This window comes from Arthrobacter sp. (assembly GCF_031179385.1).
GTDB lineage: Bacteria > Actinomycetota > Actinomycetes > Actinomycetales > Micrococcaceae > Arthrobacter_D.
In genome coordinates, this window is record NZ_JAPSHV010000014.1 from 18138 (window position 1) to 39726 (window position 21589).

The following is a 21589-nucleotide window of genomic DNA, read 5'->3' on the forward strand; positions in this document are numbered from 1 at the left end:
GTATAGGCGTATAAAGCGTTCGTTGACGACGTGGTAGGTGTCCCTAATAAAGCTGCGAGTGAATGGGACGCCAGCGATGTAGATGTCGGCGCGGATAGCTTCCAGCGTCAGTTCGATCCCAAGTGCGGGCCGCTGATCTGTTAGAAGCCCTCAGTTCTGAAGCAACAAGTGGCAACGGGTGCGCCCTGTGACATTCCTCATGTCAATGTGGGCTTCGCCACACTTCTCCGGGCGCCACTCGGGCTTGTGGCCTCGGCTGGGTGATCTTTCGATCACCGCTCCGGCCTCTGATTTCCATTTACTGTGTCGAAGGAGACGTTACATTGCAGCAATCAAATAGGAGGGGAAGCATCAGCCGGAAGCGTCAAATTCTTGCGCTCGCTGTTGCAATCCCCTTAGTGCTGTCCGGAGCGGGCCTGGGGTTCGCTGGCGCTGCCAGTGCGGAGTCCTCTCAGCAGACTGTTGCTGAATTGCCTTGGATGAACACCGCCCTTTCGCCAGAAGAACGTTCAGCTCTGTTGCTAGAGGCGATGACTCTCGCGCAAAAGATGCAGCAACTCACGGGCACACCGCCCGAAATCGTTCCTGAACTGCCCGAGTGCTACGGAGGAAGGCATGTTCGTGGGATCCCGGAGTTGGGTATACCCACTCTCCGCATCACCAATGGGCCGGTGGGAGTGGGCCAAAACGACTGCGTTGATGCCGCTTTGATGGACCTTCCCCCAGCGCAGCGTCCGTTAGGTATCCCCTACATTCACCACACCTCAGCCAAAGCGACGGCATTGCCATCGGCAACAGCCGCAGCAGCTTCTTTCGACCCTGATGTTGCAGGAACCTACGGTGATGTGATCGGTAGGGAGATGAATAATCTGGCCCTGCACGTGTTCGAAGCGCCGGGCGCCAACATGGCAAGGCTACCCATCCTCGGACGAAATTTTGAGTACTTCGGTGAAGACCCGTATCTGACGGGCAAGATGGCGGTAGCCGAAACTCAGGCGGTCCAGGACAGGGGGTTGATTGCAATGCCCAAACACTTTGCGGTGAATGAACAGGAAACCAACCGCCAGATAGTCAATACTCTGGTCGACGAGAGCACAATGCATGAGACGTACTTGTTGCCGTTCGAAATGGCCGTCAAGGATGGCGAAGCAGCCTCGCTCATGTGCGCATACAACTACGTCGACGGAGTGCCCTCCTGCGAGAACGACTACCTGTTGAACGATGTGCTGCGCGAGCAGTGGGGCTTCGAGGGGTACGTACAGTCCGACTTCTTCGCCACCAAGAGCACCGTCAACACGCTATTGAACGGCATGGACCACATGATGCCAGTTCCGCTGCAATGGGCTCCGAACCTTCTGCAGTCCGCTCTTGACAAGGACGAAATCAAAGTCTCGGATATCGACACAGCGCTCGACCGTCGGTACGTGCAGATGTTCAAGTACGGTATTTTCGACCGGCCACTGGTAGTCACGCCGATTGACTACGAGGCTGGTGGCGAACAGGCCTACGAGGTGGGCACAAAGGGGTCCGTCCTGCTGCAAAACAACGGCGCCCTGCCCATTGCTTCTGACGTTGAAGACGTCGTGGTTGTCGGCAAGGCGACGCAGGTTTACGCCCAGCAAGCGGTGGCTGGAGGCGCCAGGGTCGGCCACCCGTTCGGCAGCGGAGGTGGCAGCTCCGACGTCGTCCCTGCATACTCGGTCGCCCCCGTTGAGGGGTTCCAAAACACACTGAGTGAACTTGGTAACACCACTGCGAACGTTCGGCTTATCCTCGTGGATGATGCCAATCAGACAGCAACAATCGACGGCGAACAGGTCAGCTTCGATGATGCGCTCGCTGAGGCTGCCGGTGCGGATTCCGTCGTAATCATGGCTGGAACTATCTCTGAGGAGGGTGCCGATCGCGCCACCTTCGCGGACGCTACCGGTACCGAACTGGTGGAGATCGGCGACAATCTGGATTGGTACGCACCTAATTCCAGCCAAATCGCCACCGTTAGCGGCACAAACTCCGCCAGCAATAGCAACACGGTCGATATGATCAAAGCCGTCATGGGCGCTGCTCCGGAAATGCACAAGAAGACAGCCCTTGTTCTCAAAGATAATGCTGGCGTTGCCATGGACCCGGCGCTTGTAGGCGAGCAGGGCCCGTCGATCCTCGAGGCATGGTTCCCAGGTCAGGAGGATGGGAACATCGTCGCCGACCTTCTCTTCGGCGTGGTTAATCCTTCCGGGAAGTCTCCTGTTACGTATCCGTTCGAAGGTAAGGGCTTCCTTGACCACCTTCAGAACGAACAGTTCCCCGGCGTCGTGGTTCCGGGCGATCCGGTGCGCATCGGGTTCGGCAATACCGGGGCGGTTATCAACGGCAGGCCCACTGTGGAATACACAGAGGAAGGGAATATTGGCTACCGCTGGTACGACAGCAACGTCAGTGGCGACTGCCCAACCGCCGCAGACGGATCCAATCCATGTGTTGCTTTCCCATTTGGCCATGGCCTTTCCTACACCGACTTCGAGACCTCAAAGTTGACGGTGACTCCCAAGGTCTCGGACGGCACCAAGCCGATCAAGGTCCAATTCTTCGTTGAGAACACAGGCCCGGTAGCCGGCGTCGAAACACCGCAAATCTACGTCAGCTTGCCGGAATCAGCGAACGACTCACCCAAGCGACTCGTCGGGTTCGACAAGGTTGAGCTGCAGCCTGGAGAGAAAAAGAGGGTTGAAATCGTCATCGATCCGTCTACATCCAACCATCCGCTCTCCCAATGGGATGCCGAGGCAGATAAATGGTCGACTCCCGCCGGTGATTTCAAGGTGCAAGTGGGTGCATCGGAAGCGCTGACCGAAACAATCAAGGTCTCCGCTACCCCCCGCGGACGTTAAGGTCTCGTGATCGAGGTGCGGGCTTGTCGAACGGAACAGCGTTCGAAAAGCCCGCACCTCGGCTTTTTGCATAGCCAGCGGCAGGAAGTGGACCCTTCCTCCCGAGTGGGATCACGTACCGGTATAAGTGCTTCGGCACTGTACCGATGAAGAGCTGTATCGCCCACTACAGCACACTCCCTGCTTGAATCGCGGCTCTGGCCTTGGCAGAGCAGCGCCTAGTGCGGAAGCAACGCTCGTGCCCGCATGAACGCTTCAGAGCGTGGTCTGGTGAACGATGTGCCGCCTCCACGATGTACGCAGGTAGAACGGTGTTCCAGAGGCTGATACCGGCCCATCCGTGTCGAAGATCAGGACCAACGTTTGCTGGGCTATAAAGATTTTCGGCGGTCCCGGCGTGGAGACACCGGATCCTACCAATTTGGCCGTACCCATTGAGGGTCATCGCTCCCCGTACAAACTGTCGTGTGCTGGCATGTGAACGAAGTCGATAACTCCCGTCATGGCGTAGCTCCGGGATCTTTCGCGGCCCGGGCGAGGTTTTCGAGCAGTTCTCCCGACATTTCGGTGAGCGGGGCAGCCGCTTGAACCTTCTGCGCGCGCGGCAGATTCGTGACTTCTTCGTGCAGGCGCTCCATCGTCCGGTCCAAGCGGTTAGCCACGTCGGCTGCATCCCTGAGTTCGACCAAGAGGTTCTTGGGTATTGCTCCCTCGTATTTGTAGTAGATCTTGTGCTCTAGGCTCGCCCAGAAATCCATGGCGATGGTTCGGATCTGCAGTTCCACAGGGACCTGCTCCACCTGGTCCATGGTGAAGACGGGAATGGAAACCAACAGGTGTAGTGACTTGTAGCCGTTTGGTTTGGGTTGACTGATGTAGTCCTTGGTCTCCAGCAAGGTGACATCTTCCTGCCGAATGAGTATGTCCCGCAGTCGGTAGACATCGGAGTTGAAACTGCAGGTGATACGTATGCCTGCAATGTCGAGGATGTTCTTCCGGATGGACGACAGCGATAGTTCGATACCTCTACGTCGAGCTTTCTCGAGAATGCTGTCCGGGCTCTTCATGCGAAAGGACACATGCTCAATGGGGCTGTAGTCGTTGTTCAACTCGAACGCTTCTTTGAGGATGTTGATCTTCGTCAGCATCTCGTCGGAACCAAACTTGTACGATAGAAGGAATCTGGCGAACTCGTCGCGCAGAGCCCTTATTCGATGGAAATCGGGCATCTCGTTGGGGTGCTGCATCAGGGTCTGCCTGTCTGTGCGACCGGCAACGCTGTCCACTCGTTCATGGCATTCCCGGTGAGCAGCGGTGACCGATGTGGCCGGCTCTCTGCTGTCCAGGTCGAGGTACAGGTCATTGTGCCCTTACTCTCAGTAACCGACCGCGGATCGATCCAGCGAGTTCCTTGCCTCGAGGATTCGAACGCGCCGGTGAAGACTGCGCAGCGCGTCCCGCGTATCTGAAACGTCCCACCATTCCACTGCCTCCCCATCGGAAAAGTGCAAGATGTAGAAGGACTCGAACTCAAGGTAGGAGTCTGAGGGTGGGGTGCCCAGTAGTTCACCGGTGTGGGTTCCAGCCCAGTGCACTCGTGCTGCTATTTTGTTGGTCTCGCTGACCGTGTCATGAATTTGGGCGGTGAGGTCGGGCATCGCGGTGCGCATCGTTCTGGCCCAATACTTGAGCCCGGGCAGACCGTCGCCCTGCCCCAGAATCAGGTTGTGATCGATGATGTCGTATCGAACAAGCGGATCGAGCTCATCGAGTTTCCCTTCAGTGATAGCAGCGATGATCGACGTGAACGTGTTGACTAGTTGTGGATTGGACACGGTACTTCTCCTTATCAAAGCGGTGAGTGTGCGCCGGCCGGAAAGGCGGTAGGTCCTTCAACGTGGCCACCAACTGGTCGCTGACCTGGCTGCATTACACCCCAAGTCTTTCAACAGTGATCACTGAGCACATCCGCCATACGGTGTGTAGTCCTACCCCCCTGGGTGTACTTTTCCAAGCTCAACGGATGGGCCAGGTAAGACGCTGAAACGCCTTGCCGGCAGCCCGCTACTGCTCCTCAGTTCTCGCGAGCTGGCGTCAGCCGCCGTTGGATTGACGTATCCCCTCGGCGAAGGCATTGAAGGTGTAGAGGAAACCGCCGTCGTCACCGCTGATGGTGGCGTACGCCTCTGTGGTGCCGGGCCTGATGGCGACGTTCGTCGCCGAGTTCAGCCCCGCCTGGTCGTCCGTGGGTACTGAGATCGTTGTCAGGAACGCGCCACCGGTGTCGTAGACGAGGATTTCCGGGCGGCCGTGCAGCCCGATGTAAAGATTGCCCGCCGCGTCAACAGCGATGGAGTCCAGTTGGCCCACACCCGCTGAGACGTAGACAGCGGGGAAGGCGGTGGACACCTCGGTGCCGTCGTCGGACAGGGTCAGGTGGTCTATCCTGTTGCCGGTATTCAGGCTGATCCACAACCCACCGAAGTCGGCGGAGAATCCGATCCCGTTGGGTGATTCCAGTTCGTCGGCTAGTACAGTCGCGTCTCCCGTGGTCCCGTCTAGCCGGATGATGCGCCCTGTGGGCTCCCAATAGGGATCGCGTGCACCGGCGGCATCCGTGACGTAAAGGTTCCCGTCCATGTCGAAGGAAACGTCGTCAGGTTGCATGGGGGTACCGTCGATCTCCCCTGTGAACTCGTCCCGGACGTCCTGTCCTTCCGGGGTCATGCTGCGGATGGATCCAGAGAGAAAATCGGTGACGTAGAGACGCTCGTCCGCCGGGCCGAACTGCGCCGAGGTTAGGGCGCTGCCATCATCGGTGTAGATCGTCTCCACCTCCTGGGTGTCGACATCAACCCTTAGCACCTTCCCCGCCCCGGGCGGGGCGGTGACGTCCACGACGTAGAGAGCACCGTCCGGCCCGAAGGTGGGGCCTTCAAGGAGAGTCATCCCGGTTCCCTCGTGCACATTGGTGACCTGCATCACTCGCTGGGATGCCGGTGCTGTTGTGCGGGTGGTCGCGCTGGGCTCCGCCCCCGCGTCGGGTTCGGACGGGCTTGCCGAGCATCCGGCGAGAAGCACGCCCAGCACCAGGACGGTCGGTGCCATGACGTACCGATGCCTTCGAGTGGACGTCATCGGGGAGCTCCGACAGTCTCGGCGGCAGGCCGCTCTGCCCGGGCGGACACGAGGACCTCGTCGAGGTGTTCTTCCCGCCACGTGCGCAGCAGCCGATGGAAGGCAATCGGACCGGGACTGTAGCTCGCACCTGCGATGGACCGACTACCTTCGCCGTTGTAGTACCCCGGCGTGCACTCCGCCTGGAACGCCCGGTTGTCGTGGGCGGTCTCGTGGACGGTACGGACCCAGGCGTCCTCCGTCTCGGCACTCGGCTCGATGACGTGGTAGCCCCGGTTGCGGGCGTGCCCGATGACGGCAGCGATGTGTTCTGCCTGCTCAAGAAGGATGTGAGCGAAGTTCACCGAGTTCGCGTTCTGGATGCCGCTGAGGTGGAACAAGTTGGGGAACCCGTTCGAGGTGAACCCATGCAGGGTACGAGGTCCTTTGGACCAGGCTTCCAGCAGCGTACGCCCATCACGGCCTGCCACAGGTAGGGTGCCGGACATCACTCCGGAGATGCCGACGTCGAAGCCGGTGGCGAAGATGACACAGTCCACCTCGTACTCGGTGTCGCCAACGACGACGGAGGTCTCCGTCATGCGAGTGATACCGCCGGTGTCCGCCGTATCGACAAGGTGTACGTTAGGCCGGTTGAACGTTTGGAGGTAGGTGTCGCTGAAGCCGGGGCGCTTGCACATGTACCGGTACCAAGGCTTCAGCGCCTCGGCCGTGGCAGGATCCTCGACCACCTCGTCCACGCGGGCGCGTAGCCGGTTCATCGTGATCGCGTCGGTGATCTCGTCGCGTCGCTCGCGTTCCTCGGGTGGAATGGTCGTGTCGACCGCTCCTGACAGGATCTGCCGTTGAAGCGACGTCGTCGCGGTCCAACCATCCTGCACCAGGCTTTCCTCGACCGGTTCACCCGCGAGCACGGCGAGGAAGTTCTCCATCCGCTCCCGCTGCCAGCCCGGCTTCAACGATGCTGCCCACTCAGGGTCAGTGGGACGGTTATCCCGGACATCGACGGTGGAAGGGGTGCGCTGAAAGACGAAGAGTTCCTGCGCATCGGCTCCGACGTGTGGAACCACCTGGAGCCCTGTCGCTCCCGTGCCCACGACGGCCACCCGCTTGTCCGCCAGTCCAGTCAGCCCACCGTCCTGGTTTCCGCCGGTGTAGCCATAGTCCCACCGACTGGTATGGAAGGTATGACCTCGGAAGGTCTCGATTCCAGGAATGCCCGGAAGCTTCGGTTGCGTCAGGGTCCCGGAGGACGTGATGACGAAGCGGGCACGGAAGCTGTCGCCGCGATCCGTCTCGACCATCCACTCCTCGTTCACCTCGTCCCAAGCAAGCCGAGTGGCCCGGGTCTGGAAAAGGGCTTCGCGATAAAGATCGAACCGCTCGGCGATGGCGACAGCGTGCTGACGGATCTCCTCCCCCGGTGCGTAACGCCACTTCGGCATGTATCCGACCTCTTCCAGGAGCGGCATGTAGACGTAGGACTCGATGTCGCAGTGGATACCCGGGTACCGGTTCCAGTACCAAGTACCTCCGACATCACCCGCCTCATCCATCAACCGGAGAGATTCCACACCCTGCTCCCGCAACCGCGCGGCGGTAAGCAGGCCACCGAATCCGGCACCGATGACGAGTACGTCGACGCGATCGGATTTCGGTTCGCGGGGTATGCGTTCGGTGTACGGGTCCTTGGCGTAGTACCCAAATTCACCGGATGTGCGGCGGTATTGTGCCGCGCCATCGGGACGAAGGCGGCGATCCCGCTCGTGACGGTATTTCGCACGCAATTCCTCGAGGTTTAAAGTGGCAATCAAATCGTTCGTGGTGACCGTGTGAGGGTTGGGGTCCATGGTGTCGTGCTCCTGTTCTGGCCATGATGACGGAGGCGCTGTGAGGGGCGCCACTGTGAGGGCTTGGCGGCATGAGGGGGGCGACGTGGTGGTTATTGGACGGACCAGCCTCCGTCGGAGGCGAGGACAACGCCGTTGACGTTTGTGGAGTCTTCACTGAGTAGCCACGTGATCGATGCCGCCATCGTTTGCGCATCGACCACCGGAGGAATCAGCGCCATGAACGCGCCGAGACGCTCACGTGCGAAGGGAGAGGACATGGTGCCCTCGATGGCTGTGGCCGTCGGACCTGGAGCGACCGCATTGGTTCGCACGCCCGAAGGACCGTAGAGGAACGCCGAGCTCCTTGTAATACCCACCACTGCGTGCTTCGACGCCGTATACGCTGTACCGGCAGCGTTGCCTCGCAGTGACGCTTCGGAGGCCACGTTCACGATCGATCCACGCCCTTGGGCCATCATCACCGGCAACACCGCGCGGCTCAACGCGAACGTCCCGTCCACGTTCACAGAGAACACCCGATGCCACAATGCGTCCTCGGTCTCGTGCAACGGCATCATGCCGTCCATGATCCCGGCGACATTGGCAAGCCCGTCGATCCGCTCACCAGCAGCCGAAACGATCGCCTCGACTCCCTTGGAGGAAGTGATGTCAGCAACCACAGAAACCACAGTCCCATCCGGGGAGTCCTCAACGAGATTATTCAGACGGTCCCCCGCGACGTCGACAGCGACGACACGCCCGCCCTCGGCGACGATTCGCTGCGCCGTTGCACGTCCGATACCCGAGCCCGCACCGGTCACGATCACGGTCTTTCCGGTGAAACGTGAACCGCCGACTGCCGGACTCGGCTCGTCGGTCTCTTCGGGAGGCATCACGCCACCGTTCGCTTCCCTGACGAGCGTGTCCACCAGCTCCTGGGGGAACCGGCCACCACCGAGCTCCACCAACGACTGCAAACTCAACCCGCGCACCGGCCGCAGATCGTCCTCGCTTTGCCCGCCACGGGCGAGCAGTCCACGCAGGATCGGGCCGCCCACCGCGTCCTCCAGCCACTCCTGAACCGTGTTCCTCGACGTCAAAGGTGCTGTACTCATCGAAACTCTCCTCGATAGATGGTGTGTTCGTTCTTCCAGTTTGGTCGGTGGTGACGCCGGGGGCGTCAGCTGTCAGTGGTGTCTTTCGTGTACACCTGGTGGTGTACTCATGGCATCCGCACAGCATCCTCGGTGAAGGCTGTTTCCTCGCTAGGGATCTTCTCGGGTTTCGGGATCAGGCTTGCGAGTACTGCACAGAGGACTGCGGCCCCGAGCCCGAAGAGCAGCGCCAACCTGAACCCGGCCTCACTGGGCAATGACACATCCCCGGCCTGAACCGCGGAGCTGGCCAAGACCGCAGCGACCACCGCGGAGGCGACACTTGTGCCGAGGGCCCGCATGAGGGTGTTCAAGCCGTTCGCAGCGCCGGTCTCGTGGACGGGCACCGCCTGCATGATGAGCGTCGGCATGGCGGCATATCCTAGGCCGATCCCGATCCCGATGACCGTGTTGATCACTAGGACCCACCACATGGTGAGATCGAGGGAGACGGCAGCCAGATAAGAGACCGCAATGATGAGCGCTCCTACGACCAGAAGCGGTTTCGGGCCAGCCCGGCGCCCGAGCCGACCAGCGACCGGTGACATCGCGAGCATGGCTAGGCCAGCAGGCATCAGGATCAGGCTGGCCTGCAGCAACGGAAGACCAAGCCCTCCCGTGGTCTCGGGCAACTGTAGAAGCTGGGGGAAGACGATGCTGGAGGAAAACAGGGCGAAGCCCATGGCAACGGACGCGAAATTCGTCATCAGGACCGGGCCGCGGGCGCTTACCCGCAAGTCCACGAGCGGGTTCGTCCGCTTCAGCTCGTACCACCCCCAAATCAGCAGTGCCAGGACACCGATGCCGAGAGAGGACAACGTGGCAGGACTGACCCACCCCCAGTCATTCCCGCGCGACACTCCGAGGAGGAGACCCACTAATCCCACGGCGAGACCTACAGCCCCCCAATAGTCGAATCGGCCGTGCTGACCGGGATCACCCGCGGGAACGACGATCAGGTAGAGGGCCAGCGCGGTGAGGCCGATCCCGGCGGACAGCCAGAACAGCGCATGCCAATCCAGGTGCTCGGTGACGAGCGCACTGATCGGAAGCCCCAGGGCGCCGCCCACGCCCAACGTCGCGCTCACAAGTGCGACGGCGGATCCCAGCCGCTCCTTGGGCAGGATGTCGCGGAGGATCGAAATTCCCAGCGGGATCACGCCCATCCCGGTCCCCTGCAGCCCGCGTCCGAGGATCAGGGGTGCGACGGTCGGCGACATCGCGCTGATGATTGAACCAGCCACCAACAATGCCAGCAATACGATCGCGACGCGTCGCTTGCCGTACATGTCCCCCAGCTTGCCTGAGATGGGCGTACAGATCGCCGACACCAGAAGGGTCACGGTGATGACCCACGCGGTGGCACCGCGTTCGGCACCGAGGAGCTCTGGCAGCTCGGCTTGGATAGGGATAAGTATCGTCTGCATGAATGCAGCTCCCATCCCAGCGAAAGCTAGGACCGCGATGACGACGTTGGGGTTTGCTACGGTCTCGCGTCGGCCGGACGTAGGTTGGATGGTCTGCATCCGTTCACCCTTCCTGATGGAACTAAATACCACTAATGATACTGCGTCTCACATCCTATACTCAGAGGATGACATCAGGAATCCGGGATCGAACACGGGAGCTGTTGCGCGTTCAGCTCGCGGAGGCGATACTCGCTGTCTTCTTGGAGCGCGGGTACTCCTCCGTCACGGTCGAGGACGCAGCGCGTGAGGTGGGAATTTCCCGGGCCACGTTTTTTCGCTACTTCAGAAGCAAGGAGGATGTGGTCGTCGCATCGGTCGACGACACCCGTATCGACTATGCGAAGGGCATCAGCGCCATCCCCGACGACGCTGATGTCACCGGGTGGGGCCTCGTGCGCGCAGCGATCGAACCCGTGGTCCTCACAGCAATGAGTGACCCGTCGGCACTCCGCGCCCGCCTCAACCTCATCTCGGGAGAGCCGAGCTTGAGGGCTCGTCTGCGCGAACGCCGAAGCGAGAATGTCGATGTATTGACGACTGCTCTGGCCCAACGAACCGGGGACGGTTTCTACGCCAGAATCCTTGCCGTCGCAGGACTCGCTGCCGTCGATATCGCGTGGGAACGTTGGGCATCCGATGAGAACGAGGACTTTCGGATGGTCATCGATTCCGCCTTCGAGAGACTGGGGTGGGCGGGTCAGTCCGGCACAGAGTCCCCTCGGCACACCTGACTTCGCCAACGCGTCCGCGCGGACCTCGCGGAAGCGCGGAAACGGGGCGCCAGATGCCCTAACGAACGACCTCAGAGGTGTTTGCCGGGCTGTACACGGCAAACACCCCTTAGAACCCATTTGTCTGCTCCATTGAGTTATGAAATAGGACCTGTCCGGATCAGGGAGATCATGACGCCTCGGGAGGAGAGGGGTTCCAGCCGCCGTTCGCTGCCACCGGAACCCCTCTTCCCTGCGAGAGGAGGCGAAGCCTTCTCCTAGCTGCTCGGGTCAGACCGTCTTCCCACCCAGGGAGCTCGTCGCCGCCGAGGAGCAGTGTCCCAGCACTTCCGCGGACTTGGGCCAGTGTGATTCCTACACTTCCGAGAATTACAGGTTGATACATCCACCCGGCGGTGTGCTTTGTACTACTGCCTCTGATGTACTTCGAGCAGTCAGCTATCGATCAGCACACCGACACAGGGCTTATGACAAGACTCCGCATGCTCTGTGTGCACAACCGTCACCTCGAGAACGCCCGCGGACCTAGAACAAGGCGCGGTGGCGCTGGGATCAGTGGGTTGTCCCCGGCTGGACGAGACCGTTCTGATAGGCGAAAACGACAAGTTGGGCGCGGTCTCGGGCGCCAGTCTTGGTCATGGCGCGGTGGAGATGCGTCTTCGCCGTCGCAGGACTGATGAAAAGATGCTCGGCGATCTCGGTGTTGGACAAACCACTGCCCACCAACGCTGTGATCTCCAGCTCTCGTGGAGTGAGATCGGTGACGCCTGCGATGAAGGAGGATGGTTCGTGGTGGGGTCTCGCGAGGAACTGATTAATCAATGCTGTTGTTGCATTCGGCGAGAGCAAGGATTCCCCCGCGGCGATCGTCCTAATTGCTTGAACGAGTTCCTGAGGTTCGACTCCTTTGCCGAGAAAACCGCTGGCCCCGGCGCGGAGCGCTTCCATGACGAGTTCGTCGGTTTCGAAGGTTGTCAGGACCAGGATCTTCACACCTGCCATGGCCTCGTCGGCGGTGATCCGTTTAGTTGCTTCTATACCGTCCATCCCGGGCATACGAATGTCCATCAGGACGACATCTGCACGTTGGGTACGCGCCCGTTGAACAGCTTCCATCCCGGTAGATGCTTCTCCGACCACTTCGATGTCGGGCACGGCGTCGAGGAGTAGTTTGAAGGTTCCGCGCAGGAGCGCCTGGTCGTCTGCTAGCAGGATCCGGATCGTCATGGTGCTCCTTGTTGTTCATGATGTCCTATAGGAATACAGGCGTGGACCTTGAACCCGCCGTCGGGTAGTGGGCTCGCGGTGAAGGTCCCACCCGCGGTTAGTGCTCGTTCGCGCATCCCGATGAGCCCGTGACCGGTACCCGCAGGCCGGTGGGGCCGGGGGCGCTCCCTAGTTTCGGGAGGCGGTGGGGCATTGGTCACCGTGATATCCACTGCGCTTTCGTGCCACTGTAGCGTGACCCTAATCCGTGCTCGTGGGGCATGTTTGGCCGCATTAGTCAATGATTCCTGGATGATGCGGTACGCGCTCAGATCACTAAGCGGGGGCAGATCCGCCGGTTTCCCGTCCTCGCTGCTGACCACTAAGTTTCCGGCGCTGCGGAACATCTCGAGCATTTCCGGCAGGTGCTCGAGCGTGTGGGTCGGAGCCAGGTCATCCGGTTGGAGCGATGTGGTTTGACTTTCCGTCCTTTCCGTCCTTGCGCTGGCCGCGTCCGGGATTGTTGATTCGCCGCGGGCATGGGTGGGATTGTTCGCTGAGGGGTTGTCGTCGCGGAGTAGTCCTACTGTCGAACGAAGGTCGTCGATGGCTTTGCGGGTATGGATAGTGATGTTGCCCAGAGCCGTCTCTGCCGCAGATGGGTCGGTTTGCAGCAGATACTTCGCGACTCCGGCCTGGGCATTGACGAGCGTCAAGTTGTGGGCGAGAACGTCGTGGAGCTCCCGGGCAATACGCATCCGTTCTGCCAGCACCTCCCGGCGGACATGCTGTCGATGTGCTTCCTCGCGCTCGGCTCGGCTTGTCCGGCGGTGGCGCACGGCGGTGCCGATGGCTGTCGCGATGATGATGAGATTTCCCAGTACCAGTGTCGTGGCAAGCAGATTCATCGGATACAGGATGGATGCCGTCCCGAAGAGTGTGCCTGCTGCAGCCAACCCGGCGACCCAGGCGGTAGCGGGCTCCTTCCGCAGTGCCACTGTGTAGATGGCGGCCATCGTCGCGACCGGGACCGGCTGGAACGTGGCAATACTGGCCGAGGAGGTGTGCACGCTCTCCACGAGAAGGGGCAGCAGGATCAGGTGGAGGACCTCCAGAGCGACGACGATGCCCAGGACCAAAACCGGCCAGCGTTTCCTGAAGAACAGTGGCACATACGACGCAGCCGCAACGATGATCAGGCTCGGTTCCGGGATCGAGGCGTAGTCGTCGCGCCCCCAAAGGCCAGCCGTCATGGCGATCAGAGTGACAGCCATGAACACTCCACCACGCCACGGCGCCTCAGAGGTTTGGACATCGGAGGCGTTGGTGAGTGCCGCGGGCATGGCCAGTTTCATGCGTGCACCCGGCCCATGATGTCACCCGTGGCGTAGGGGGTAGCACTGGTGGCAGCCGACAGCAAGACGGTGCTGGGCCGGAACACGACGTACCGGTAGGAAAAGTAACGAGGGACATTACCGAGCAGTTCCCTGAAGGTGACGTAGCGGCTGCCCGCCCAGGAGACAGCGGTCGCCGCTGCCACGGACAGGACCTTGGCCACCACCGGATCCGCGCCGAGCCAGGAGGAGAAGACGTTGAACAAGCAAAAGTCCACCACGAACGCCACGAGACCGACGATCGTGAAGGAATCCAACCTTTGTACGATGCTCATCCTGGTGCTTTCCGTTCTCACGTCAGTTGGTAGTCTTCTTACCTGTCCTCGCGCCAGCGGGCAGGCGCCTGCCGGTGCGGTCGTTCTTCTTCCATTCTGGCGACACAGCGCGTCGAGGACGTCCACCACACGGTGCGTCTTGCCCTACACCTGACGGTGTAGGGGCGCGAGCCCGCTGCTGCACTTGCTCATTGGTGGCCACCTGCCTGTAGGCCCCACCCTGGAGAGGTGAGGCCTACAGTCAATGTCGGGGATCAGGCGTCAACGAGTTCGCGGGTCTCTTTACGTTCCTTGTCCTCAGTGGACTCGTGGGCATCGAGGGCGTGTCCCTCGATGTCGATGTTCGGGATGATGCGGTCCATCCACTTCGGCATCCACCATGCGGCGCCACCGAGCAGCGAGAGCAGTGCCGGCATGAGGATCAGGCGGACGATGAACACATCAGCGATGACGCCGACGACCAGCCCGAAGGCGATGGATGCGGCGATGGCCATGGTGCTGGAGGCGAAGCCGGCGAACACGACGGCCATGATGGTGCCTGCGGCGATCAGCACGGGCGCTGACCTGGTGAACCCTTCCACGATCGCGTCCTTGGGTTTCATACCCTTGGAGTGCATTTCCTGGATGCGGGAGACGAGGAACACCTGGTAGTCCATGGCCAGACCGAACAGCACCCCGACGAGCAGGATCGGTAGCAGGCTCAGCATCGGGTCCCCCTGGGGTGCAGGGATCATTGCATCGAGCCACCCCCACTGGAAGATCGCGACGCTGCCACCGAAGGACGCGGCGACGGAGAGCAGGAACCCGAGGGTCGCGATGACGGGGACGAGGATGGAACGGAACATGATGGTCAGCAACACCAGGGACAGTGCGACGATCACGATGAGGTACTGGATCAGGGCCGCGTTCAGGTCGGCGTCCTCATCAATGTAGGTCACGGCTTCACCGGTGACTTGAAGGGTGACCCCGGAAACCGCCGAGTCCTCACGGATGGAACTGACCAAATCTTTGGTCTGGTCATCGATGGGGCTTCCCTCAGGGATGACCGTCAGGAGCGCGGCGTCGTTACTGCCGTTGACCTGCCCGGGGACGACCTGCTGGACACCGTCGAGGGTGGCGAGTTCTTCTTCGATGGCGGGAAGCTGTGCGTCAATATCTGATCCCTCGGCGAAGACGACCAGGGGGCTCTGGGTGCCGCCGAACTCGTCGAGAACGAGGTTGTAGGCGGTGCGCTGGGTGGACAGCGGGTCATCGCCGCCGGGAATGTTGTACGCGGTCTTCAGGTCCAGGACCGGGATCGCGACGATGCCGAGGACGAGGACCCCTCCCAGGATCGAGCGGACCGGACGGTTGACCACGGTCTTCGCCCACCCGTTCAGGAACCCATTGCCTGTGCGGGCCGGGTTCTCCGTGACCACGACAGTATCTTCGGGGAGGTTGCGTTCCTTACGGGGCAGGACTTTCCTGCCCATGGTCCGCATGAAGACCGGCAGCAGGGTCAGTGCCATAAGGACGGCAATGAGGACCGCGAAGGCTGCGGCCATACCCATCTCGGTGATGACGGTGATATTTACAACGCTCAAACCCACGAGCGCGATGAGGACGGTCAGGCCCGCGAAGACGACGGCGGTGCCGGCGGTACCGGTGGCGCGAGCAACGGCATCGATGACCGTCCTGCCTTCGCGGAGCTCGGTGCGGAACCGGGACATGATGAACAGGCTGTAGTCGATCCCCACTGCAAGGCCGAGCATGGCGGCGAGGATGATCACGGTGTCACCGACCGGGAAGAACGCACCGTAGGCGAGGATGCCGACTAAACCGACGCCGACGCCGAAAGCCGCGACCAGGAGGTTCGACCCGGCTGCGCGCAGGGATCCGAAAGTGACCAGGAGGACGACGAACGCGACGAGAACGCCGATCACCTCACCCGGGCCAGGTTCCGGTGCGCTGGTGTCCAGAAGGTTCCCACCCAATTCGACGCGCACCTCCTCGGGTGCGTCGTTGCGCAGATCCAGCGCCGCCTGGTAGTCCGCTTCCTTTTGCTCGGTGTCCCCAAGTTGTGCGTAGCTCAAGGTGGCGACTGCGAGACTGTTATCCGCCGAGATGTACGGGGCCGCAGGATCCAGGGGATTGGACACCTCGCTCACACCGGGAAGCTCCGCGGCCCGTGTCAGCATCCCCGCGATGGCCTCAGCCGTCACGGGATCGGTCACAGCGGCACCGTCCGGTGCTTCGAACACCAGCTGCAGTGTGTCTGCCGGGCCGGAGTCCCCGCCCATGGTGGGGAACTCCTCCTTCACCCTGTCCAGGGTGCGGGCAGCCTCGGTGTCAGACGCGGACTGCCCGGCAGCAGCCTCGGGTTCGCTGCCACCAGAACCTCCAGCGGACAGGCCGATCAGGGAAGCGAAGATCAAAAGCCAGGCGCCGATGACGATCAGCCGGTGCCGGGCGCTGAAGCGCCCGAGGCGGGAGAGGAAAGTGGACATCAGAAGGACCTTTCACAGGACGAAAACTATCTCCTTCAGTCTTCCCGGAACCGCCTTCCGTCGCGTCCGCCAACCGGCGCGACTTCACCTACATCCTGTGCAGTACGACAGGGTCCCTGCTAGACCCGGGAGAGCGCCCCACGATACGCCTAGCGTGCCACCGAGCGCTCGAGCGCCGCGTCGGAGTACTCGGCCGCAACACGGTCCCGGACGAACAGGAATAGCGTGCAGATCCCCGCGATCAGGAGGTACTGGCCCAGTTGCAGGACATAGAAGGGCATCACGCGGTCGACCGTGGACAGCATCACGATCGCGAACAGCAACGACACGACAGCGCTCACTGCCAGTGATCCTCCGATAACGCCCCGGCGGGGTGACTGGTAGAACATAGTCAGAGCACGCCGGCCAGTGCTCCACGCGTATACGACCAGGGCTGCACTCAGGAGTAGGTTCCTGGGGATCGTGAACGCGTGGAGCTGAGCGCCCCAGACCAACAACACCAGAAACAGCGCCGGCAGTATCAGCACCTGCCAGCGCAACCGGTGCTCCCGGTAGTAGCGCGCAAAATACCTGCGAAGGCGACCGGCAAGGTAGACGCAGATGACGAAAGCGGCCAACCCACCGAGTACCTGGACCCCGAGACTGGGTACGGCGATGAAATAGAGACCGATGACGGTGAGCATTACACCCCGGAGAATCGCCTTCTGCTGCAACAAACCCGAAAAATCGGCGGCAGTGAAAGCCTGAACCAGAGCACCAGCACCGATCCGCAAACTTCTCCTGGTCTTCGTACGGCTCCGCACGAAAGAGAAAATCACAGATTCGAAGCTACCGCTGCCCTTACTCGGAATATCCTGCAACAACACAGCACCGCCGGCACTCAGAGCACCGAACACCGCGTCAGTGAAGTCCCGCCGGTCAGCAGGTGCGGCGCCCTCGATCCAGATATCGACGGCACGGTTCAGGATCGCCGCACGGCGGGACTGCGCCGACCGCTCCTCGAGCCGGACACCCTCCACCTGCCAGGTCATGATGTCATGCTGCATGAGCCCGCGAGCACTGCTCGCGACGATGTGCGTCGACACGTCACCATCGAAGATCCGGCCGATGACGGCGAACTCCGGAACGATCCGTACGATCCGGCCACTGATCCTCGCCAACGCCACGTCATCGGCGATGCCAGGTCCCAACCCCGGCCCGTCACTGTTGTAGACCGCAACGATCCGCTCCTGCGCGGGCGCATCCTGTTTCATCGCCGCATAGACCGCGAGATTCCCACCCTTGGAATGTCCACCGACGATGAGCGAACCGGTTGTCTCCGCGAGCCGGTGGCCCAAGTACTCCGCGGCCCAGGGCTGCGCCGGCACGAGGTCGAAGCTCATGGTGAAGTCCTCGCGCCACCCCGTAATCGTCGAATCGGTCCCACGATAGGAGACATATGTGTGACCATCATCGAGGTGGATCGTGACAGCTGCGAACTGCATCCCTGTCACGTGATCGGTCTCGTCCACATAAGCCGACAAAGCGGCATTACCGAACCTCGCTGATGCCCCCATCGCCTCCAGCAGCGCAACAGGAACAAACACCAGGCGCCGGTCACCCACGCCGCTACTCGGCCGCTCCGACAACGCGGCGGCCGCATCACGAACCAGGATGCTCTCACCGGTTCCGGCCTCTGGCACTATTCCGGCCAGATCGATGTTCGACAGTGCGGTCAGCACGAGATTATCGACAACCTTGAACGGACGCTCACCGAGGGTGATGTCGCCGCGCCAATGCACGTAATCGAGCAAACTCGGCATGCGCCCATGACCTCTCACACGAAGAATGCAACCCACCAAAGCCTAGAGCAGATGCCGGTTCGGAAATGATCCCCGGGGTGCCTTCCATTGCCGTTCACTTCAACGGAAGGCTCCCCTACAAGAGAGCTGCGACGCCCCCGCCGGACCACCCGGAGGGGACGTGTGCGCATCCTCCTACCCGGGAAGTAGCGTCAGCCCTCACCGAAGACCGGGAAACGCTTCCGTGAGGCTTCGTCTTCGGGATCCGCTGACAGATACAACAATGCCGCAATCAACCGCCCTCACACATCCACCCCCTGTCGTACTTCCGTAGTACGTCTGCGGAAGTAGACGGCACCGATTCATGAGCGCACCAACCAGGAAGCGAGGGGGTTGCCGTCAGAACGACTCGCATCAGACCACTGAGACGACAGAACTGACGACGCACACCGGAGTTACTGGTGACTCGGTGAAGGTGACGCGTCCTGATCGTTCGATGTCTCTGGGTACGCTGCCCTGCCGTGGCAACTGCTCCGATGAGAACTCCTGCCGGGCAGTCGTCTTCTGGCTCGAATGAGAAAGGATGAGCGGTTCAGTCCGTCCTAGAAGCATGGGCGTACGGGCGAGCGTTGCGGACCGCCTCGACGAGTTGGCGTGCCGCCTCCAACGACGAGTGAACGTCGTGCCGTGGTGGATAAGTCGAGTTTGGCTGATCAGTGAGGCAGTACTGCTTTGATGAGCACGATTACCAGTGCCACAACCGCTAGGCCGATCCCGGCCCAGACGGGTCCCGGCGAGGCCGGTCGGCTCTGCAGGCGGGCCACGACCACGCCCAGCAAAGCTAGACGTAGCACCAAAAGGAATTCCGCCAGTAGCAGGGCCACAAGCGCAGGGGCCCCGAGCAGCGCGGCTAAGACCAGCACGGCGGGGAGGACGCCTGAGGTGAGGATGGGCGCGGAGTCTCTGGCTCCGCGGCGGATGCTCTCCTTAGACCAAGGTGATGTCACGACGTCGGCGAAGACGTGGACCAAGAAGGTGGTGACCGCGATCCCCGAAACAGTTATTAAGTCTTTGCCTCCGATCTCGTGGAAATTGATCGGCACCAGCGCTGCGAGGACCACGACGTTGCCGTAGATAAAGGCCGTCGTGCGATGCCGGGCATCATGGGGTGGTAGCGGGTGCCGAAGGTCAAACCAGCGCCGGGGCACGACCGGGGATGGTGGTTGCGGCTTGTCCATGAGCTCATTTCTTCTCGGACGGCGGGAGATCAGGTGAGGAAACGGTGGGGTCACCTTGCGCCAGAAAAGCAGGATCGAAGCAAGGATTGGAAACTGTAATGTGTTCGGGTGGCAGCATGCCTGAAGCTCTGGCACCACATAGCCCGACCGCGTTCGAGGTGTAGCAGGCAGGCCGAGTGGCGAGCCTACACATGGTCAGGTATGAGGGTAGGGCGACCCCTATAGGCTACTGCCGTGGTGGGTTGCCCCTTCAGTCAATGACTCGTTTTCGGAAGCGAGCACATGAGACCCGACAAAGGGCTTCCCCACGGGGGAGGCAATCATGGCAGGGCTGGTTGTCTCCCCCGTGCTCCGGCAAGGCCCGCCTGCGGCGAGTGGTGGTGCTGGGCGGCCCGCGCGGTGGGAGGCGATCCGGTGCACCGCCGGGAGTCCTCGGTTACTCGCTGACTGGCTCAATCTGGTCGTCGAAGAGGTGGGCGACGTTAGCGTCGATGTCGGTGACGACCACGTCGATCACGCCCAGGGGCTGGAGCAGATCCCGGGCGGTCCCGACGGCTTCGCCTGCAATGTCGACCACGATCGCCGAGGAGTTGGGCGCCAACTGGTGTCCAAGCTTCTCCAACTGCTTGTCGGGAAAGCCGGAGTCGCGCAGCTTGGCAGCGAGGGCGCCGAGACCGCCAACCGTCAGCATGCCCAGGGGCCCAATGATCAGCCCTACGGCCCCACCGAGCAGCGCTCCGCGGCCGGGGCCCCAGTCCTTTGTCTCGACGAACTTAGCCTTCCCGTCGGATTGCACGATGAATATGGCGGTGTTGGCAATGTTCCCGGCGACGCCGCCAGCGAGCACGGTGGCTGCACGAGTAGCGCCGTCAGGGCCGGCGAAGGTCGCGGCCAGGATCTTACGGTTCAGTGACTTCGTCATGGTGTGTCCTCTCATTGCTCGTATCGGGGCATGTTGCCCTCACGAGGTCGATAAGTCCATCGTGTCGCGATAACGCCGCCTGCGCGTCAATCTGACGGATCGATCACGGCTACTGCATTTGCAGTAGTCAGGCATAGTCACATGACCCAGCCGGAGCGAAAGGCAAACCGGACGTCACACTCATGTGTCCTGGAATGCGCCTTTGACGCGCTGGAAGAGGATTCGGCTGTTTCCAGCATCCATAGCTGAGTCCTCCCGCGCACGTATCATGGACGAGGAGCCGCGCGGTGAGGGCGGGAGATGCGCTCACACTTAACGGAACAGGGTCGCCCTTTCCCCTATGAGCCCTAGGTAAGTTGCCTTACGCACTAGATCTTTCAAATTCGAGGGTACTGGCGAGGACTGGATGAGTCTGGGCTACGGCGCGGGTATATTCGGGCCAACGGTGTTCCGTCGATACGTCAGGGACGTACACGGTGGTCCCGGTACGCATCGCTGTGAGGCAGGGCCCGTCACCAAATGCGTATTGGAGCTCATCCATGGCCCTGGCCCTGAGGTCGCTGCAGGCGACAGTGATGGGCTTTTTCCTGCGCACTACGGTGACGTTGCAGTGAACCTCCGACTCCGGCGGTGAGAGAAGCGCGGCGGAAAAGACGGCAAGTTCCTGGAAGAACTCTTCGGCGTCGGAAGTCTCCAGGACCATGTCCTGAAGCCGGGAGGCAACTCCCTCCTGAAGTTCCGGAGAGAGAGGCAGAGCATTCATGTCAGGTCCTTAGGAAGTATCTTCCACCGCGCAGCGTCCCGCTCGGCGTGAAGGCGCCCACCTCTAGACGGATCATTCTCAGCGTACTCCACAACCTTGAGGTTGCAGTGGTAAGAACAACGCCTAGGTAGTCGCCACACGCCGCCTTGGAAGACACCCTTCTCTAGCGCGCCTACCTAGGCGGCCCAGCTTGTGTTTCCATCAGACAGATAATAATATCCATATTACGGAAACAATGAAGCGGCCGGGAACGGCCATAACCAGAAGGATCTTCAATGGCGAGTCCTAGCCCCGGTTACTCCATCACCCTGC

At 61.3% G+C, this 21589-nt stretch carries 16 protein-coding genes; 2 read left to right on the forward strand and 14 right to left on the reverse strand.

Annotated elements, in window-relative coordinates:
* Window positions 1-260: 260 nt before the first annotated feature.
* Window positions 261-2888: a glycoside hydrolase family 3 N-terminal domain-containing protein gene (locus tag RIF85_RS04080; RefSeq protein WP_309070635.1), complete on the forward strand. Its 2628-nt coding sequence runs from the start codon at window positions 261-263 to the stop codon at window positions 2886-2888.
* Between the two features lie 500 nt (window positions 2889-3388).
* Here the strand turns inward: RIF85_RS04080 and RIF85_RS04085 are convergent, their stop codons facing one another.
* The 6 genes from RIF85_RS04085 to RIF85_RS04110 all read right to left on the reverse strand — a co-directional run bounded on the left by RIF85_RS04085 (window position 3389) and on the right by RIF85_RS04110 (window position 10538).
* Window positions 3389-4174 carry a GTP pyrophosphokinase family protein gene (locus RIF85_RS04085; RefSeq protein ID WP_309070636.1) on the reverse strand — a complete coding sequence of 262 codons (786 nt, stop codon included), beginning with the start codon at window positions 4172-4174 and terminating at the stop codon, window positions 3389-3391.
* Window positions 4175-4264: 90 nt separating this feature from the next.
* Window positions 4265-4723 (reverse strand): ester cyclase, encoded by a 459-nt coding sequence (locus RIF85_RS04090; RefSeq protein WP_309070637.1) that lies wholly within the window; start codon window positions 4721-4723, stop codon window positions 4265-4267.
* Window positions 4724-4982: 259 nt separating this feature from the next.
* A complete protein-coding gene (locus RIF85_RS04095) occupies window positions 4983-5996 on the reverse strand; it encodes an SMP-30/gluconolactonase/LRE family protein (protein WP_309070638.1) in 1014 nt (337 codons plus the stop codon).
* A gap of 26 nt (window positions 5997-6022) precedes the next feature.
* Window positions 6023-7876, reverse strand: coding sequence for an NAD(P)/FAD-dependent oxidoreductase (locus RIF85_RS04100; RefSeq protein ID WP_309070639.1), 1854 nt, complete (start codon window positions 7874-7876; stop codon window positions 6023-6025).
* A 92-nt stretch (window positions 7877-7968) separates the two neighbouring features.
* Window positions 7969-8973, reverse strand: coding sequence for an SDR family oxidoreductase (locus RIF85_RS04105; RefSeq protein ID WP_309070640.1), 1005 nt, complete (start codon window positions 8971-8973; stop codon window positions 7969-7971).
* 107 nt (window positions 8974-9080) lie between these two features.
* Complete coding sequence (locus RIF85_RS04110; protein WP_309070641.1) at window positions 9081-10538, reverse strand: MFS transporter; 1458 nt, start codon at window positions 10536-10538, stop codon at window positions 9081-9083.
* A gap of 68 nt (window positions 10539-10606) precedes the next feature.
* Between RIF85_RS04110 and RIF85_RS04115 the strand changes: the two genes are divergently transcribed.
* Window positions 10607-11212, forward strand: a complete 606-nt coding sequence (locus RIF85_RS04115) for a TetR family transcriptional regulator (RefSeq protein WP_309070642.1) — start codon at window positions 10607-10609, stop codon at window positions 11210-11212.
* 552 nt (window positions 11213-11764) lie between these two features.
* Here RIF85_RS04115 and RIF85_RS04120 read toward each other — a convergent pair.
* The 8 genes from RIF85_RS04120 to RIF85_RS04155 form a co-directional block, all read right to left on the reverse strand.
* Window positions 11765-12439: a response regulator transcription factor gene (locus tag RIF85_RS04120; RefSeq protein ID WP_309070643.1), complete on the reverse strand. Its 675-nt coding sequence runs from the start codon at window positions 12437-12439 to the stop codon at window positions 11765-11767.
* Window positions 12436-13692, reverse strand: a complete 1257-nt coding sequence (locus RIF85_RS04125) for a histidine kinase (RefSeq protein ID WP_309070644.1) — start codon at window positions 13690-13692, stop codon at window positions 12436-12438. Before RIF85_RS04125 ends, RIF85_RS04120 begins: the two co-directional genes overlap by 4 nt.
* Window positions 13693-13769: 77 nt before the next feature.
* Window positions 13770-14087 (reverse strand): GtrA family protein, encoded by a 318-nt coding sequence (locus RIF85_RS04130; protein ID WP_309070645.1) that lies wholly within the window; start codon window positions 14085-14087, stop codon window positions 13770-13772.
* 254 nt (window positions 14088-14341) lie between these two features.
* Window positions 14342-16573: an MMPL family transporter gene (locus RIF85_RS04135; protein ID WP_309070646.1), complete on the reverse strand. Its 2232-nt coding sequence runs from the start codon at window positions 16571-16573 to the stop codon at window positions 14342-14344.
* A gap of 149 nt (window positions 16574-16722) precedes the next feature.
* Entirely contained in the window at window positions 16723-18375 is a 1653-nt protein-coding gene (locus RIF85_RS04140) for an Mbeg1-like protein (protein WP_309070647.1), read from the reverse strand.
* 692 nt (window positions 18376-19067) lie between these two features.
* Window positions 19068-19592 (reverse strand): hypothetical protein, encoded by a 525-nt coding sequence (locus RIF85_RS04145; RefSeq protein ID WP_309070648.1) that lies wholly within the window; start codon window positions 19590-19592, stop codon window positions 19068-19070.
* 436 nt (window positions 19593-20028) lie between these two features.
* Window positions 20029-20514: a DUF1269 domain-containing protein gene (locus tag RIF85_RS04150; RefSeq protein WP_309070649.1), complete on the reverse strand. Its 486-nt coding sequence runs from the start codon at window positions 20512-20514 to the stop codon at window positions 20029-20031.
* A 361-nt stretch (window positions 20515-20875) separates the two neighbouring features.
* Entirely contained in the window at window positions 20876-21277 is a 402-nt protein-coding gene (locus tag RIF85_RS04155; protein ID WP_309070650.1) for a hypothetical protein, read from the reverse strand.
* Window positions 21278-21589 lie beyond the last annotated feature (312 nt).

Coding starts and splice junctions, on each gene's coding strand:
- RIF85_RS04095 (WP_309070638.1), bottom strand. CDS start 5,996: ATGGCACCGACCGTCCTGGTGCTGGGCGTGCTTCTCGCCGGATGCTCG.
- RIF85_RS04100 (WP_309070639.1), bottom strand. CDS start 7,876: ATGGACCCCAACCCTCACACGGTCACCACGAACGATTTGATTGCCACT.
- RIF85_RS04105 (WP_309070640.1), bottom strand. CDS start 8,973: ATGAGTACAGCACCTTTGACGTCGAGGAACACGGTTCAGGAGTGGCTG.
- RIF85_RS04110 (WP_309070641.1), bottom strand. CDS start 10,538: ATGCAGACCATCCAACCTACGTCCGGCCGACGCGAGACCGTAGCAAAC.
- RIF85_RS04115 (WP_309070642.1), top strand. CDS start 10,607: ATGACATCAGGAATCCGGGATCGAACACGGGAGCTGTTGCGCGTTCAG.
- RIF85_RS04120 (WP_309070643.1), bottom strand. CDS start 12,439: ATGACGATCCGGATCCTGCTAGCAGACGACCAGGCGCTCCTGCGCGGA.
- RIF85_RS04125 (WP_309070644.1), bottom strand. CDS start 13,692: ATGGCTGTCACTCTGATCGCCATGACGGCTGGCCTTTGGGGGCGCGAC.
- RIF85_RS04130 (WP_309070645.1), bottom strand. CDS start 14,087: ATGAGCATCGTACAAAGGTTGGATTCCTTCACGATCGTCGGTCTCGTG.
- RIF85_RS04135 (WP_309070646.1), bottom strand. CDS start 16,573: ATGTCCACTTTCCTCTCCCGCCTCGGGCGCTTCAGCGCCCGGCACCGG.
- RIF85_RS04140 (WP_309070647.1), bottom strand. CDS start 18,375: ATGCCGAGTTTGCTCGATTACGTGCATTGGCGCGGCGACATCACCCTC.
- RIF85_RS04145 (WP_309070648.1), bottom strand. CDS start 19,592: ATGGACAAGCCGCAACCACCATCCCCGGTCGTGCCCCGGCGCTGGTTT.
- RIF85_RS04150 (WP_309070649.1), bottom strand. CDS start 20,514: ATGACGAAGTCACTGAACCGTAAGATCCTGGCCGCGACCTTCGCCGGC.
- RIF85_RS04155 (WP_309070650.1), bottom strand. CDS start 21,277: ATGAATGCTCTGCCTCTCTCTCCGGAACTTCAGGAGGGAGTTGCCTCC.